This window comes from Neisseria sp. HMSC067G12, assembly GCF_001812725.1.
In the GTDB taxonomy this organism is placed as follows: Bacteria; Pseudomonadota; Gammaproteobacteria; order Burkholderiales; family Neisseriaceae; genus Neisseria; species Neisseria perflava.
Genome location: NZ_KV810212.1, coordinates 91,145 through 107,466 on the forward strand (window position 1 = coordinate 91,145; position 16,322 = coordinate 107,466).

13 protein-coding genes and 1 tRNA gene are annotated in these 16,322 nt (G+C 46.0%); 4 read left to right on the forward strand and 10 right to left on the reverse strand.

Annotation, left to right across the window (positions count from 1 at the left end; translation table 11 throughout):
• The first annotated feature begins 43 nt into the window (after positions 1 to 43).
• From secA to HMPREF2871_RS07995, 3 genes are all read left to right on the forward strand, one after another.
• Positions 44 to 2,797, forward strand: coding sequence for a preprotein translocase subunit SecA (secA, locus tag HMPREF2871_RS07985; protein ID WP_049335622.1), 2,754 nt, complete (start codon positions 44 to 46; stop codon positions 2,795 to 2,797).
• A 132-nt stretch (positions 2,798 to 2,929) separates the two neighbouring features.
• A complete protein-coding gene (gene aroC, locus HMPREF2871_RS07990; protein ID WP_004519617.1) occupies positions 2,930 to 4,030 on the forward strand; it encodes a chorismate synthase in 1,101 nt (366 codons plus the stop codon).
• 117 nt (positions 4,031 to 4,147) lie between these two features.
• A complete protein-coding gene (locus tag HMPREF2871_RS07995) occupies positions 4,148 to 4,585 on the forward strand; it encodes a ProQ/FINO family protein (protein ID WP_004519616.1) in 438 nt (145 codons plus the stop codon).
• A 342-nt stretch (positions 4,586 to 4,927) separates the two neighbouring features.
• On the opposite strand, the gene HMPREF2871_RS08000 is transcribed toward HMPREF2871_RS07995, so the two are convergent.
• Complete coding sequence (locus HMPREF2871_RS08000; RefSeq protein WP_039862088.1) at positions 4,928 to 6,502, reverse strand: inorganic phosphate transporter; 1,575 nt, start codon at positions 6,500 to 6,502, stop codon at positions 4,928 to 4,930.
• A gap of 153 nt (positions 6,503 to 6,655) precedes the next feature.
• Here HMPREF2871_RS08000 and HMPREF2871_RS08005 point away from each other — a divergent pair, with 153 nt between their 5' ends.
• Positions 6,656 to 7,759, forward strand: coding sequence for an anhydro-N-acetylmuramic acid kinase (locus HMPREF2871_RS08005; protein ID WP_004519614.1), 1,104 nt, complete (start codon positions 6,656 to 6,658; stop codon positions 7,757 to 7,759).
• A 63-nt stretch (positions 7,760 to 7,822) separates the two neighbouring features.
• Here the strand turns inward: HMPREF2871_RS08005 and HMPREF2871_RS08010 are convergent, their stop codons facing one another.
• From HMPREF2871_RS08010 to rlmD, 9 genes are all read right to left on the reverse strand, one after another.
• Positions 7,823 to 9,382 carry a TerC family protein gene (locus HMPREF2871_RS08010; RefSeq protein WP_004519613.1) on the reverse strand — a complete coding sequence of 520 codons (1,560 nt, stop codon included), beginning with the start codon at positions 9,380 to 9,382 and terminating at the stop codon, positions 7,823 to 7,825.
• Positions 9,383 to 9,833: 451 nt separating this feature from the next.
• On the reverse strand, positions 9,834 to 10,202 hold the full coding sequence (locus tag HMPREF2871_RS08015; protein WP_004519611.1) for a hypothetical protein: 369 nt from the start codon (positions 10,200 to 10,202) through the stop codon (positions 9,834 to 9,836).
• Between the two features lie 271 nt (positions 10,203 to 10,473).
• A tRNA-Asn gene (locus tag HMPREF2871_RS08020) sits at positions 10,474 to 10,549 on the reverse strand.
• Positions 10,550 to 10,647: 98 nt separating this feature from the next.
• A complete protein-coding gene (locus HMPREF2871_RS08025; RefSeq protein WP_003679682.1) occupies positions 10,648 to 11,007 on the reverse strand; it encodes a roadblock/LC7 domain-containing protein in 360 nt (119 codons plus the stop codon).
• Between the two features lie 39 nt (positions 11,008 to 11,046).
• A complete protein-coding gene (locus HMPREF2871_RS08030; RefSeq protein WP_003679679.1) occupies positions 11,047 to 11,688 on the reverse strand; it encodes a hypothetical protein in 642 nt (213 codons plus the stop codon).
• A gap of 1 nt (position 11,689) precedes the next feature.
• Positions 11,690 to 12,226, reverse strand: coding sequence for a GTP-binding protein (locus HMPREF2871_RS08035; protein ID WP_003748733.1), 537 nt, complete (start codon positions 12,224 to 12,226; stop codon positions 11,690 to 11,692).
• Between the two features lie 10 nt (positions 12,227 to 12,236).
• Positions 12,237 to 13,340 (reverse strand): response regulator, encoded by a 1,104-nt coding sequence (locus HMPREF2871_RS08040; protein ID WP_004519610.1) that lies wholly within the window; start codon positions 13,338 to 13,340, stop codon positions 12,237 to 12,239.
• Between the two features lie 23 nt (positions 13,341 to 13,363).
• A complete protein-coding gene (locus HMPREF2871_RS08045) occupies positions 13,364 to 14,839 on the reverse strand; it encodes a hypothetical protein (RefSeq protein WP_049336025.1) in 1,476 nt (491 codons plus the stop codon).
• Between the two features lie 124 nt (positions 14,840 to 14,963).
• Positions 14,964 to 16,289 (reverse strand): 23S rRNA (uracil(1939)-C(5))-methyltransferase RlmD, encoded by a 1,326-nt coding sequence (rlmD, locus tag HMPREF2871_RS08050; RefSeq protein ID WP_039862086.1) that lies wholly within the window; start codon positions 16,287 to 16,289, stop codon positions 14,964 to 14,966.
• Positions 16,290 to 16,322 lie beyond the last annotated feature (33 nt).

The window sequence follows — 16,322 nt, forward strand, 5'->3', positions numbered from 1 at the left end:
TCCCAATTTCGCCCACTATTATATCAAGGCGCAGGAATTATTCATGCTGACAAACATTGCTAAGAAAATCTTCGGCAGCCGCAACGACCGCCTGCTGAAACAATATCGTAAATCCGTTGCCAAAATCAACGCGCTTGAGAAACAAATGCAGGCATTGAGCGATGCAGAACTGCAAGCTAAAACAGCCGAATTCAAACAACGTCTCGCCGACGGACAAAGCCTGGACGACATCTTGGTCGAAGCCTTTGCCGTCTGCCGCGAAGCATCAAGCCGTGTATTGGGCATGCGCCACTTTGATGTACAGCTTATCGGCGGTATGGTTCTGCACAACGGCAAAATCGCCGAAATGCGTACCGGTGAAGGTAAAACTCTGGTGGCCACCCTTGCCGTTTACCTGAATGCATTGTCAGGAAAAGGCGTCCACGTCGTTACCGTCAACGACTACCTCGCCTCCCGTGACGCGAGCATTATGGAGCCTTTGTACAACTTCTTAGGCTTGAGTGTCGGCGTGATCGTCGCCGATTTGCAACCTTTCGAACGCCAAACCGCTTACGGTGCCGACATTACTTACGGCACCAACAACGAATTCGGCTTCGACTACCTGCGCGACAATATGGTTACCGACCAATACGACAAAGTTCAGCGCGAATTGAACTTTGCCGTTGTCGACGAAGTGGACTCCATTCTGATCGACGAAGCGCGTACGCCGCTGATTATTTCCGGCCAGGCAGATGACAACATCCAGCTCTACCGCGTAATGGATGCCGTTCCGGCCCACCTTATCCGCCAAGAAACCGAAGAAGGCGAAGGCGATTACTGGGTAGATGAAAAAGCACACCAAGTTATTCTGAGCGAAGCTGGTCACGAACACGCCGAGCAAATCCTGACACAAATGGGCTTATTACAGGAAAACGACTCGCTCTACTCTGCCGCCAATATTTCCCTGATGCACCACCTCATGGCGGCATTACGTGCGCACACCCTGTTCCACAAAGACCAACACTACGTCATTCAAGACGGTGAAATCGTGATTGTGGACGAATTCACAGGCCGTCTGATGGCCGGCCGCCGTTGGTCCGAAGGCTTGCACCAAGCTGTTGAAGCCAAAGAAGGCGTAGAAATCAAACGCGAAAACCAAACGCTTGCATCTATTACCTTCCAAAACTACTTCCGCCTGTACAGCAAACTATCCGGTATGACCGGTACGGCCGACACCGAAGCCTTCGAGTTCCAAAGCATTTACAACCTCGAAACCGTCATCATCCCGACCAACCGTCCTGTACAACGTAAAGACTTCAACGACCAAATCTTCCGCTCAGCTGAAGAAAAATTTGAAGCCGTTGTCAAAGACATTGCCGAATGCCACAAAAACGGTCAACCGGTTTTGGTCGGCACCACCAGCATCGAAAACTCCGAACTGGTTTCTGACTTGTTACACAAAGCCGGTCTGCCGCATAACGTTCTGAACGCCAAAGAACACGAGCGCGAGGCATTGATTGTAGCTCAAGCCGGTAAAGTCGGCGCAATTACCGTTGCCACCAACATGGCAGGCCGCGGTACCGATATTGTTTTGGGCGGCAACCTCAAACATCAAATCGAAGCCATCCATGCCGATGAAACCCTGAGCGAACAGCAAAAACAAGCGCAAATTTCTGCCCTTGAAAGCGGTTGGCAAGCTGAACACGACCAAGTTGTGGCCGCAGGCGGTTTGCATATTATCGGTACAGAACGCCATGAAAGCCGCCGTATCGACAACCAGTTGCGTGGTCGTGCCGGCCGTCAGGGCGACCCCGGCTCCAGCCGTTTCTATCTATCGTTTGAAGATCCATTGTTGCGCCTGTTTGCACTCGACCGTGCCGCCGCCATCCTCAACCGCCTGGCACCTGAACGCGGCGTTGCCATCGAACACGGCCTGCTGACCCGTCAAATCGAAGGCGCACAACGTAAAGTCGAAGGCCGCAACTTTGATATGCGTAAACAGGTTTTAGAATATGATGACGTTGCCAACGACCAACGTAAAGTGATCTACCATCAACGCAACGAAATCCTGACCAGCAAAGATGTCAGTGATTTGACCCGCGAAATCCGCGCCGACGTTATCAGCGACTTGGTTGATTACCACATCCCGCCTGACAGCATGGAAGAGCAATGGGACATTCCAGCACTGGAGCACCAACTTGCCGCCGATTTCCGCCTGCATGTCGATATTAAAGGCTGGCTGAAAGAAGACAGCACTTTGGACAACCAAGACATTAAAGAACGCCTCATCAAGCGCATCGAAGACGAGTATGCCGAAAAAGTTGAATTGGTCGGCAAACAGGCTATGTCAGACTTCGAACGCAATGTTATGCTGCAAGTTATCGACAACCAATGGCGCGAACACCTCGCCGCTATGGACTACTTGCGCCAAGGTATCCATCTGCGCAGCTATGCTCAGAAAAATCCGAAACAGGAATACAAACGCGAAGCTTTCGCCATGTTTGAAAATCTGTGGCGCGGTATCAAACAAAACATTGCCGCTTTGCTGACTGCCGTTCAAATCGAGCGCAATAGCGAATACGACCACACCGCCGCACAAAGCGTCAGCGATGTTCAAACCGTCCACTCCGATGCGCCTGATATGGAAGAATTGCTCGGTCAATCGCAAACCGATTTGGTTACAGAAGCGTTCGACCCTGACGGCACAGACTTCAGCCCTGAAGCGCTTGCACAAAACGGCCTGATTGTTCACCGCAACGATCCTTGCCCTTGCGGCAGCGGCCTGAAATACAAACAGTGCCACGGTAAATTGAACTAAGTAGTCATCTCAAAAGGCCGTCTGAACGGTGAAACGAGAATCTTTGATTTCGTTCTCACATCTGTTCAGACGGCCTGAGAATTATCCAAACAAGTAAAAAATTTCCAAACCCAATTTCAAAAGAGTATCCCTATGGCAGGCAATACCTTCGGACAAATCTTTACCGTTACCACTTTCGGCGAAAGCCACGGCGCAGGCTTGGGCTGCATCATCGACGGCTGCCCGCCAGGATTAGAATTGAGCGAAGCGGATATCCAATATGACCTTGACCGTCGCAAACCCGGCACCAGCCGCCACGTTACCCAACGTCGCGAAGCCGACCAAGTCGAAATCCTCTCCGGCGTATTCGAAGGCAAAACTACCGGTACACCTATCGCTCTCCTAATCCGCAATACCGACCAACGCAGCAAAGACTATGGCAATATCGCCACCAGTTTCCGCCCCGGACATGCCGATTACACCTACTGGCACAAATACGGTACACGCGACTATCGCGGCGGCGGTAGAAGTTCCGCCCGCGAAACCGCTGCCCGCGTTGCAGCCGGAGCAATTGCGAAAAAATGGCTGAAAGAAAAATTCGGTACTGAAATTACCGCCTACGTTACCCAGGTAGGCGAAAAAGAAATCCAGTTTGAAGGTTACGAATATATTTCCCAAAATCCTTTTTTTGCCGCAAACCAAAGCCAAATTGAGGACTTGGAAAACTATATGGACAGCGTGCGCAAATCATTGGATTCTGTCGGCGCAAAACTTCATATCGAAGCAGCCAACGTCCCTGTCGGCTTAGGCGAACCAGTTTTTGACCGCCTCGATGCAGAAATTGCCTATGCCATGATGGGCATCAATGCCGTCAAAGGCATGGAAATCGGCGCAGGTTTTGATAGCGTAACTCAACGCGGCAGCGAGCACGGCGACGAGCTCACGCCTCAAGGCTTTCTATCCAACCACTCAGGCGGCATCTTGGGTGGCATCAGCACCGGACAAGACATTCATGTGAATATTGCCATTAAACCGACCAGTTCCATCGCCACACCGCGCCGCAGTATTGATATAGAGGGCAACCCTGTCGAACTTGCCACACACGGCCGCCACGACCCCTGCGTCGGATTACGCGCCGCTCCGATTGCAGAAGCCATGCTGGCATTGGTCTTGATCGACCACGCCTTACGCCATCGTGCACAAAATGCCGATGTTCAGGTTAATACACCAGACATTGCCAAATTGGAAAAATAACCGTTTATTTCTGAATATTCTCAGAAAAATTTAGCCAAATCACAGTCTTTATACTACAATAGCACCTTATTGCCGTATGACGAAAATACGGATTTATATTAGAGGAATACAACCGCAATGGCACAAGAAACCGCTTTGGGCGCTGCGCTGAAATCTGCCGTCCAAACTATGAGCAAGAAAAAACAGACAGACATGATTGCCGACCACATTTACGGCAAATATGATGTATTCAAACGATTCAAACCGTTGGCCGTCGGTATCGACCAAGACTTGGTTGCCGCCCTGCCCCAATACGACCCTGCACTGATTGCACGCGTACTGGCTAACCACTGCCGCCGTCCGCGCTATCTGAAAGCCCTGGCTCGCGGCGGCAAACGTTTTGACTTGAATAACCGCTTCAAAGGCGAAGTCAGCGCAGAAGAACAAACCATCGCCCAACAGCACCCAGCCGTTCAACAGGCATTGGCTGCACAAGCCGAACGTCAAGCCGCTAAGGCTACTACAGAAGCAGAAGTAGCTCCTACTCAAGCCGAGACCAACGAAGCTTCTGAATAATGTTCAGACGGCCTGATAAGGCTTGCACTAAATAAATAGAGCCCCAATTTAATACGACATCTTTAACGTCGATGAATTGGGGCTTTTTATTGCCTTAACCTTATAGTGGCTGATTAAAAATAGCCTTGTTTACCCCCACCAAGCCAAGTTTTGAAACCAAAATCTTTTCTAAGCTATTCCCAATAAGGTATTTCTTTATTACGCTGATTATTCTTGTATCAATTTAAACATTGAACAACATTATTTGTTCGACATTAAAGCAATCTAAAATCTACTCTTATGAACATAAGTAAAGGCCGTCTGAAATATCTTTCAGACGGCCTTTTTAAATCAAACAGTCAGTTAAAACACGGCTTGCAAAACCAAATAGCTGACAACAGACAAAACGGCAGCAGCAGGCAAGGTAATAACCCAAGCAAGGCCGATCGGTTTCATCAATTTCCAGTTGGCATTGCGGTTAACCAAGCCGATACCCAAAACTGCACCTACCAAGATATGGGTACTGGAAACAGGCAAGCCCATAAATGATGCGGCCATCACGACGGCGGCGGCAGAAAGCTCTGCTGAGAAGCCTGACGCGGGGTGCATTTCTGCTAAGCTGGTGCCTACGGTTTTAATCACTTCTTTACCGACAAACCATAAGCCGACGATCAAAGCGATACCGAAAGTCAACATGGCAATTGGCGGCACGGCGTTTTGAGAAGTAATGCTGTTGGTACGCAGCACATCCATAATCGCGGCAAACGGACCAATCGCATTGGCAATATCGTTTGCACCATGGCTGAATGCGAAACCGCAAGCAGTAAATACCTGCATCCATGAGAACATTTGGAAAGTCGATTTATCCAAATCTTTGCGTTTCAAACTTTTGGCGAATACAAACGTACCCATCCAAATAGCTGCGCCGATCATGAAAATGGTCAGGAAGCTGTTGACGTTGCTCATGCCCAAATGCAGATTTTTCAGACCTTTAAAAATCAACATGGCCGCAATCATCATGCCGCCGACAGAAGCAATAAACGGCACCCAGGAATGCAGTGCTTTGTAAGAATCTACTTCGCCCTTACGGCTGTCAAAGCGGTGCAGACCGCGATAATACTCAGACTGCAATTCTTCAGGATCAAAGTCCGGCTCATCATAAATTTGGGCATCGTGCGCCATTTTGGTGGCGTATTCGACTTTTTCAGATTCACTCAAGGCATCAAAAAACAGGCGGTGCTCTTCTTTATAGGCTTTCTTCTCCAACTTGATGCCTTTGAGCGTATTATCGGCCCAAGAGTTGTAGTCCAAAACGTTTTTCTTAATTCGTGAAAACAATAGATAGGAAACGATGCCACCTAATACCGGAGACAAAATCCAAGACAAGGCAATTTCGCCCAACTTGTCCCATTGAATCAGCGCAATGGAATCCACACCGTTCAATGCCGCCATACACAAGGCACTACCGACGATACCGCCGATAATGGCGTGTGTCGTAGAAACCGGCAGACCTTTGCGCGATGCAAAAAGCAGCCACAATGCCGCAGCCAAAAGCGCAGACATCATAATAAAAACAAACTGCATCGGATCCAGATGCATGCCATTCAAATCGACAATACCCTTACGGATGGTATCTGTTACCTCGCCGCCGGCAATCACTGCGCCGCTGACTTCAAATACTGCCGCAATCAGCAAAGCTTGCGGAATAGTCAATGTGCCGGAGCCGACACTTGTACCGAAAGAGTTAGCAATATCGTTACCACCCACATTAAACGCCATGAAGACGCCGAAAAAGGTAGCAAGGATAAACAGGCCGGAGTGGTTGTAGTGGGTATAACCCAGGCCCCAATAAATAAAATAGCCGACCATGCTCACAAGCATAGCGGCAAAAACCGTATTAATCAGCTTCAAGTTCGCACTCGACTGAGTTTGAGCCATGGAAAGTTTCCTTTTGGAAAACATGTTGAGTCACGTTATTTTAACCTCTTTGTAATCTTTCTTGCACCAACTATTTACATTAAATGCCGAAATTCCCGTAAAAACGTCAAAAGGCGTTAAAATGTCGCTTTACCTTCTCTTTCTGTAACCGAAATGCAACCCCAATACTATATCGGCATCATGTCCGGAACCAGCATGGACGGTGCCGATGCCGTACTGATTCAAATGCAGGGCAAGCAATGGCAACGAGCCGTTGCCCACAGCTTTCTACCCTATTCAGACGGCCTGCGCCAAGAATTGTTGGCACTACAAGACATAGGCGAAAATGAATTGCACAGAAGCAATATCCTGGCGCAAACACTCAGCCGCCTATACACCCAAACCGTCCAACAACTATTGGCAGAACAAAACCTGTCGGCCAAAGACATTGCCGCAATCGGCTGCCACGGACAAACCATCCGCCATGCGCCTGAATACGGTTACAGCATTCAACTGGTTAACCTCTCCCTGTTAGCTGAACTGACCGGCATTTTCACTGTCGGCGACTTTCGCAGCCGCGACCTTGCCTGCAACGGTCAAGGTGCACCCCTCGTCCCAGCCTTTCACGAAGCGCTGTTTCGAGATGCGAATGAAACCCGAGCCGTACTCAACATTGGAGGCATTTCCAATATCAGCATCCTCCCGCCCGACAGCCCTTCTTTCGGCTTCGATACCGGCCCCGGCAATATGCTGATGGATGCATGGATGCAACATATCTGGCAGCAGCCTTACGACAAAAACGGGGAAAAAGCCGCACAAGGCAAAATCCTCCCCGACCTGCTCGCTTCCCTGCTCGACCATCCTTATTTCAGCCGCCCTTATCCCAAAAGTACAGGCCGAGAGTTGTTTTCCCTAAGCTGGCTTCAAGGCCGTCTGAAAGGTAATGAAAAGCCGGAAGATGTGATACGCACATTGGTCTTTTATACCGCACAAACCATTTTTGACGCGACCAAACAAGCTGCTCCGGCGATTCATAATCTTTACATCTGCGGTGGCGGCATCCGCAATCCGGTTTTGATGCAAGACTTGGAAACCCTGTTTTCTCCCGACACCAAATTGCACAGCACAGCCAAGCTCCATCTTGACCCGCAATGGGTCGAAGCTGCCGCTTTTGCCTGGCTTGCAGCCTGTTGGTGCAATCAAGTTCCGAGCAATCCCTACCATGCAACCGGCGCACATTCACACCGAATTTTAGGCTCGGGACATTACGGTAACTAAAGTCGGATAAATAAAAAGGCCGTCTGGACATTTTCAGACGGCCTTTACTATATTAGCTTTTACTTATTCTTCTTCCGGCAAACGATTGATTTTTACACGGGCAATCCGTTGTCCGTCCTTCTCAACCACTTCAAAACGCCAGCCATGGTAATCGATGAAGTCGCCCACATCAGGAATACTTTGCAATTCTTCCATAATCAAGCCGGCAACGGTATGAAAATCGGCGTCTTCCTCTTGAGCAGGCAGATTTAACTGAGAAGCCAATTCCACATACTCCAATGCACCATCCACAGACAGCGTTTCATCCTGACTGGCCGGAGCAGCTTCTTCTTCCTCACGCTCAAACTCTTCGGGGAATTCACCGGCAATGGTTTCCAACAAATCTTTCATGGTCACCATACCCAGCACCGCGCCAAACTCGTCCACCACCAACGCATAATCCGCGCTGCTTTGACGGAACAATTCAATCGCATTCAACGCCGTCGTACTGTCCGGCAAAATTAATGGCTGGCGCAAGGCCGTCTGAATATTGATTTCTCCGGATTCAAGCAGCTGGTTCAGCAAATCTTTTTTACTGATATAGCCCAAAGGCTCATCTACACCTGCTTTACCGACAACCAACAAACGGCTATACGGTGTATTTTTCAATTGCGCATTTTGTTCTTCCCGACTTTGGGAAATATCCAATTTCTCGATTTCCCGACGCGGAATCATCACGCCCATAATCGGACGCTCCGCCAAAGTCAGCACGCTGCGAATCATGGATTTTTCGTTTTCTTCAAAATGCTCGTCATCGCCGCCATTATCGCCTGCTTTTGCCAAAATGCTTTCGCGGATACCCATCATACCCAACACATTTTCAGCGGTGCGCTTACGCCAAGAAGTGCTGATGTAGTCATTTTTGCGGGCATTCTTTTGCGAAACCTGATTAAACAGTTCGATCAAAATCGAGAAGCCGATCGCCGCATACAAATAGCCTTTCGGAATATGGAAATGGAAGGCTTCCGCAATCAGGCTGAAACCAATCATCAACAAGAAACCCAAACACAACATCACAACGGTCGGATGCTTGTCCACAAAGGCAGTCAACAGTTTACTGGCGGAAATCATCACCGTCATCGCCACAACAACCGCACCCATTGCCACCACAATATGATCCACCATCGCCACTGCTGTAATAACAGAATCGATAGAGAAAACCGCATCCAAAATCAAAATTTGCGCCACAACACCCCAAAAAGAAGAATGCTTCTTCTGTCCTTCAGCAACCGCAAATTGATTGTGGCCTTCAAGGCGTTCGTGCAGCTCGGTAGTCGCTTTATAAAGCAGGAAAATACCACCGGCAAACATAATCATGTCTTTGCCGGAAATCTCCAGACCACCCAGCTCAAACAAAGGGCGTGTCAGTGTCATGATGTGTGCCATGAAGCCCAGCATAAAAATCCGAATAACGACAGCCAAACCCAAGCCCGTTATCCGCGCCCTATCCCGTTGCAACGGTTTGACCTTGTTTGCCAAAATTGCTACGAAAACAAGGTTATCAATACCTAAAACAACTTCCAAAACCAGAAGCGTGGCAAAGCCTATCCAAGTATGCGGCTCGGCCAACCAACTGAAATCCATAATGATTGCGTTCCTTTAAAATACAAAAAGGCAGCCGTTCCGCTTAAAACGGACAGACTGCCAAATTTCGGGCATAGATAAAGGGAAGAAGCGGTATAACAACTACTCTGCTCTGCGTCTTTCATGAAAAATTTATGCCCCGGCCAAAAATAATGGCAAACAGTTTATCAGTTTGGCGAAAGAAAGGCAAAGTCTGACAGCATATTTTCTTTTAAAAACAGCCTACCGCTGCCAATCAATCACTTTCTCCAGCTTTAACAAAAGGAATCGGTCGATGTATTTGTTGATCATAGTTTGTTCGGTTTGCTGAAAGAAGATTCTTATAAGGAATTCCCTAAATGCCTGGGTAAAAACTTAGTTTTTTTACTAAGGTCTCAAGCCGTCTGAAAATTGGGATTTTTTCAGACGGCACGGTTTATATAGACAATAATTTTCTTAGAAAATATAACGATTATATTCTTTCAGAAATTACGGATATACTTAATCTCCATACAGTTAAAGTAATTAATCTGCCATCTAAATAAGAATATTCTAATTGAAGAGCATCATCTTCAAAGCAAATATTTCCAGCTGTAAATGTATTGCCATCTAGCCTACCTGTTATCTTATATTGTGTACTATCACCTATTCTTTCAAAAGGAATAATAACAGATTCATCTGTATTAACCTCTTCCAATATAAACTCATCAATAATGAAATAGTCAAGTTCCACATTGTAAACTTTATTCACTTCAATAGCCATTGGACAACAATTAAGGAAACAATATAGATCGTTATTTTCTATAGAAAAATATGCAAATTCCTCAATTGTTTCATCCATTTTTTTAGCTTTGCTGAGTAAATCATTTTTAACCTTTCATAAATTATTTTACTTCATAAATTGTTTTATCTTTTGGATTGCTACGATTTATAGCTTTCCAAAACTCTTTTCCACTTTTCACATGGATGGTTGTGATGGCACTTTAATAATTTGTTCCTATAAAGGCTGATGAATTAAGTGTAATCATTTAATCAATTATCATCAAAATATCTTAAAATATTAACCAATAGATAAAATAAAAACCACCATACAAGATGGTGGTTTTCAAATCTGGCTCCCCGACCTGGGCTCGAACCAGGGACCTGCGGATTAACAGTCCGTCGCTCTACCGACTGAGCTATCGGGGAATTAAAGATGAAATTATATAGAAAATATCAGAAACCTGTCAAGCAACAATCTATATAAAAACAAAAATATTTTTATATCTTTTTAATTTATAAAACTTTTATAAGATTTCAGCAATTTGTTTGGCCGCACGTTTCGCATCCAACAAAATCAAGCCCAATTTACCGCTTTCTTTTGCCATCAATGCCAACACTGCATTTTCACCTGCTTGACTCAACAGAATATAGCCATTTTTACCTTTAACCATTACCTGATCCAACTCACCGCAAGCCAACTCATGTACGGAACGATTGCCCAATGCCAGAAGCGTTGCCGACATCGCACCTACACGATCTGCATTCAAGTGGGAAGGCAGCATGGTTGCGATCGGCAGGCCGTCCGTAGAAATAACTGCAGAAGCAGTGATATCAGCAGAGGTATTGTTCAAATCGCTTAATACAGAGATTAATAGTTGTTGCATAGTCGCTCCATTCTAAAATAAATATCGGTCAGGCAAAAATCAACGGCTGCCGTATCGGTGGTACAGCACTTTAACCAAAGTAACAAAAGCCTCTTTATTTAAGTCAGGCATTCCGCCAATTACCAAAATCAGCTTGGTCATGCCAATATACAGCGGGAAAAAGGTCAATTCACTTTGGCCTGAAGGATCACAAATACCCCATGCGCTATTATTGATATGCAGGTTATTGCGAATCAAAAGACGGTGATTGTCTTCCATTTTGGCCACTTCGCTCGCCAAAAGACCCAACTCTTCCGCAGCCTCGTGATGGAAATTGGCATTGGCAAAATACAAACCGTTTTCATCAGCCAATAAAGCTTTGCCAGAATTGGACAACTGTTCCAATAATGTAGGCAATTGCTCGTCAGTCAAATGGATATCGTCTGTGCTGATTTCTTCATCACCATACAAAAATTCTAAGCGTTGGAGGCGGTATAGCAGGTTCAAAGCGGTATTGATGTCGCTGGTATCCGCCCACGCCAAGATTTTTTCGCTGCTGATGGTTTCAGACGGCTCTGCACGCAACAGACCATACAATAAAGTTCTGCTGGCACTGGGCGTATCACTTGAAACAGCATAATACGCACCCGCCGGTGTAATCTTAGGATATAAATTTGCTTGTAAAGAGAGTGTCGCTTCCATCTTATACCTCTAATCCGGGGTCAATTGAGAACAACATGGCAGTAACCAATTGTTTTACATCGTCTTCTCGACGCGCATCAATCTCAAAAACCGGTACATTAAAATTATTCTGTGCTAAATATTTTTGATAAACATCCACGCTTGGTAAAGATCGGATATCCATCTTCGTTACCCCTACAACCAGAGGTGCTTTTTTCAGCAACTCCCGGAATGCATCCAAGAAGAATTGCAAGTCTTTCAATGGATTGCTTCTTGTATTATCCAAAAGAAGCACTAAGCCCATACTGCCTTGGCTCAGAATTTCCCACATGAAATTAAAACGCTCCTGACCAGGCGTACCATAAAGGTGAACCTTAGTTTCCTCATCCAAATGAATGACACCGTAGTCCATTGCTACAGTTGTGTACCCCTTGCGGACAAGTGTCATATCAGATGCAGATGCATCGGTTTGAACCGGTGGTTCATCAGATAAAGCTGAAATTGCAGTGGTTTTACCTACGCCGACAGGACCGGTAAAGATAATTTTATTTTCTTTCATGACGTGTCCTTTACGATTTGCCCAGCAACTTACGCATCAGGCGTTGCAACAGGCCACGAGGTTGTTCTTTAGACGGACCGGCAATTTTTTGAGCCTCTTTGCTCATTGCTGTTTCAGGTACGTCTTTGCTATTCACATCAATCTGTTCGTTCAACGAAGGCGCATTGTGCGCATCAGTTGCAAACTCTGTATCTGTCGCCAAAAAGCCTGTCATATATGTTGCCGATAAATAATTCAAAATATCAGGCATCTCCAAAGGCATGACTTTATAGAGAACATTCAGATTAACAGATGTTTTCGTCAGAAATGCCGACAGACGCATAGATTCCGGAACATGTGCCAAACGGGTTAAATTTGGCCAACGCTTGAGTGTAAAGACAGTTTGCGGCGTCATCGGATAAATCAGACGGCCTGATGCAGTCCAAATAGCCATTTGCCACAAGCATGACATAATGGTGACTTTGGCTTTTTCTTTCCATTGAGGATTATCAGGAACAGCCTTACACACGACAGCCAAGTTATCGTTCTTACACAATTTCTCCAACTCATTGGCACTAACTGTCAACAGTACTCGCTGGATACTAGGAAACACGATTAATATCGGCTTACCTTCATGCAGGACGGCAAGATCTTGGTGTCCTTGACTGGCAAATTTCAGCGCACCCAACAAGCCTTTATTTGGATTAAATCGGCGAATGGTTGCTTTTCTTGTGCCATCGGAATTTGATTGTCTTTTATTCTCTTCGGCCGCTTGTTGCTCAGACGGCTCAAAAACATTGCCGCCTTGAGCCAGGCTGCGCAAAACAGGAAACAAGGTATCAAATTTGACCGGCTTAGCCAAATAAGGAGTCGTTACTGTCGGCAACTCGGAAGAAAACATCGCCACAGGCACTTCCGGATAAGTTTTCTTCGACTCTTTCCAAGCTTCTACACCTGCCGGAGTATCGGTATCAACCAATACCAAATCCGGTTTTTCATCAGAATCAGGGGAAACGATGACGTAATTCGTCGTATTGTGCATTTTAAATGCCATACGGAATACCGCCTGCTGTTGCTCACCCATCTCCTGTAACATAACCCGTATGGTTTTAATTTTTGGTAAATGATTATTCATCACTCGTACTTTCTACGATTATCTTATTTTTTTGAATATTGGTTCATTCGTTGCAAGAGACGGCTCATTGCCAAGACAACCTCTTCAGGCAGGCTGACAACACGTTCACGCAACAAGCGCAGAAATTGTTCCAAACGTCCCCAATCTTCAACGCGTTCGTACAAATCAAACAAGATAATGTACAACTGCGATTCTTGAGGATACTGCAAAACAGCCTGTTCCAAAGTACCGATGGCCAAATCCAACTGACCGTAGGCCAACAAAGATTCCACTTCTTTCAGAGCTTCATCAGCAGGTGAAGAGCTGGCACTGATAACTGAAGAGTCTTTTTGAACCAACTCACGATATTTGGCTTTCATCTGCAAAGAACTTGGCTGAATATAACCGCGCTTTAAGCCAATCTCTTTAATTTGCTGTTCAGACGGCCCTTTTTCCAAATCATCAAAAATTTCGTGATAACCAAGGCTATAACCCCAGCCAAGCATACGTTCTTTTACTTGACGGCCATATTGACCCAAAGAGTGGTAAAGCTTCCACAGATGCTTGGCAAACTGCCCTACTTCTTCATTCTGATAATCCAGACGCAAGGCATCGATAATGAGACCAGCAGGCTTCGCAGAAGTTTGGATTGCTTTATTGTATTGATGCAAAGCAGTCTCGTAGCTGATCTTATCTTTCAGGATTTTTGCACTACGTTCCGGTTTGGCAAAACCAATAACCGCACCCATCTCTTCAGGGCTAATTTCACCAAAATCTTTCTTGCCTAATACGATAGGCGCACGTTTACCCATACCTGGAACGACAATGCGTTCAATCGAGTCGTTCTCAAAGGCAATATGCTCGTCGGAAGCAACTTCCAAACCGCTTTGTTCGCCAATTTGACGGTCCACTTCCTGCATATTCCAACCAAGATGATGCTCGGCGAAAACACGCAGGCGCAGGTTAGTAGAATCCAAAGCCAGACCGGCTTTCAGGTATTCGGCTACGCTGTCTTCAGAAAGGGAAGTACTATGACGCTCAAGCGTATCCGCCAGCATGTCGATATTGCCAACTCGCAGATTCAAACCAATCAATTCATGAACCAGTTTTTCTGGAGCGCCGTCTTCCAAGGTATTGAGATAACCGGCCAAAGACTCCGCTGCTTTACTTTCATAGCCGAACTGTTTATAAACCTGATATTCGGTCAGCGGATCGACTTCTTGTGCGGAAACAGAAGCCGTTGCATCGTTTGAGCCGCTTCCGCCCCATTCCCAGTCTTGATTATCCGCATTGGAAACTGTCTGGTTGACTTTCTCAATCCAGTCGTTTCCATCCTCAGAGGAGGCTGTATGAGCAGCAGATGTACGGCCGCTTTTTGATGCATGTGCGCTTTGTTTGTCTGAATTGTTACTTTGTTTATGACGAACAAAAAACAACACCAGCAAAAAAAGCACCAGCAAAAAAATAGTTAAAAGTTGATAGTTCAAGAACACCTCCCGGTCTTGTGCTGCAAGCTGCATTTATTAACATCTGTTGCTTTACACGCAACTTCAACGTTATTAATTCCCCAAACGAATGATGATAACATGAATGCACTCATTTTTACATTAAAAACCCTACTCACATAAAGGACTTGATACCAATTTACAACTCAAACACACCAATGGATTCAACATGCGAGGTTTGTGCAAACATATTCATGATTCCCGCTGCCTTAAACTTATAACCCTTATCAACCAAGACACCGGCATCTCGTGCAAATGTTGATGGATTACACGAAACATACACTATCTTCTGAGGTAAAAATGGCTTATGTAGCGATTTGACAACAGCATAAGCCCCACTTCTCGGCGGATCCAGTAGCATCTTGTCAAATTTTCCCCATGACTCAACAGTTTTTTCATCGGTATCGAACAAGTCGGCAACAGAAAACGTCATATTCTCGGCACAACGATTCAGGCGGGCATTTTCCCTTGCCCTATCTACCAAATAATAAGCGCCTTCAATACCGACAACCGATGCGCCACTTTTCGCCAGCGGCAAACTAAAATTGCCCAAACCGCAAAACAGATCGGCAATCCGCTCCCCTTTTTGAGGGTTTAAAAGTCTGACCGCCCTTGCCACCATCACTTCGTTCAGCTGCGCATTAATCTGCGTAAAATCACCGGGTTTGTAAGGCATTTCTACATCAAATTGAGCAAAATTATAGTTCAGAGCAGGAGCATTCTCGGGATAAAACGGCAAGGACTCGGCATGATCCTGCAACCATATTTGCCATGCCTTTTCAGCACCCGACAATATATTATCAAACCAATTACGCAATTCGCTTAATATTTGTCCAAACGGTTGATTTATGAAACGAATGTTGAGCGCTGTCACATTTTTCCCGCAATAAAACTCAACAAATTTCACTTTTACACCGTCATCATGCAGCTTTTGCAGCAAATTGCGGACATCAGGCAATCTATCGGACACATGCTTAGGCAAAATATGGCAATGGCGGATATTGACGACATCATGGCTTTTTTTGGCCTGAAAACCGAGGTTCAGACGGCCTTGTTTATCCACCGAAACACTTAAACGCGCTCTATCGCGATAATACCAGGAGTAACCATATAAAGGAGGTAAAATTATTTCCGGCTTGACCTTACCTATCCGTTCCAACTGCTCTTCCAAAATCCGTTGCTTTAACGCAACTTGCGCTCCGAAAGAAACATGTTGAAGCGAACAGCCGCCACATGTATCAAAATAGCAACAAGCTGGCTCAATGCGTTCGGAAGAAGGTTTTAAAACCGTTTCGACCTGAGCTTCTGCAAACTGCTTTTTTTCTTTATGAATGGCAAACGTTACACGCTCTCCGGGCAGCGCACCGCCGATGAATACAGTCTTTCCATCGACTCTGGCAACACCCCTGCCCTCATAATCCAAAGAAAAAACTTCCGCCTCTTGATACCGTTCTTTCACACTCATACCGTTTCCGTCAGACAGCCGCTTACCGGCCGT

Coding starts and splice junctions, on each gene's coding strand:
- secA (WP_049335622.1), top strand. CDS start 44: ATGCTGACAAACATTGCTAAGAAAATCTTCGGCAGCCGCAACGACCGC.
- aroC (WP_004519617.1), top strand. CDS start 2,930: ATGGCAGGCAATACCTTCGGACAAATCTTTACCGTTACCACTTTCGGC.
- HMPREF2871_RS07995 (WP_004519616.1), top strand. CDS start 4,148: ATGGCACAAGAAACCGCTTTGGGCGCTGCGCTGAAATCTGCCGTCCAA.
- HMPREF2871_RS08000 (WP_039862088.1), bottom strand. CDS start 6,502: ATGGCTCAAACTCAGTCGAGTGCGAACTTGAAGCTGATTAATACGGTT.
- HMPREF2871_RS08005 (WP_004519614.1), top strand. CDS start 6,656: ATGCAACCCCAATACTATATCGGCATCATGTCCGGAACCAGCATGGAC.
- HMPREF2871_RS08010 (WP_004519613.1), bottom strand. CDS start 9,382: ATGGATTTCAGTTGGTTGGCCGAGCCGCATACTTGGATAGGCTTTGCC.
- HMPREF2871_RS08015 (WP_004519611.1), bottom strand. CDS start 10,202: ATGGATGAAACAATTGAGGAATTTGCATATTTTTCTATAGAAAATAAC.
- HMPREF2871_RS08025 (WP_003679682.1), bottom strand. CDS start 11,007: ATGCAACAACTATTAATCTCTGTATTAAGCGATTTGAACAATACCTCT.
- HMPREF2871_RS08030 (WP_003679679.1), bottom strand. CDS start 11,688: ATGGAAGCGACACTCTCTTTACAAGCAAATTTATATCCTAAGATTACA.
- HMPREF2871_RS08035 (WP_003748733.1), bottom strand. CDS start 12,226: ATGAAAGAAAATAAAATTATCTTTACCGGTCCTGTCGGCGTAGGTAAA.
- HMPREF2871_RS08040 (WP_004519610.1), bottom strand. CDS start 13,340: ATGAATAATCATTTACCAAAAATTAAAACCATACGGGTTATGTTACAG.
- HMPREF2871_RS08045 (WP_049336025.1), bottom strand. CDS start 14,839: ATGCAGCTTGCAGCACAAGACCGGGAGGTGTTCTTGAACTATCAACTT.
- rlmD (WP_039862086.1), bottom strand. CDS start 16,289: ATGAGTGTGAAAGAACGGTATCAAGAGGCGGAAGTTTTTTCTTTGGAT.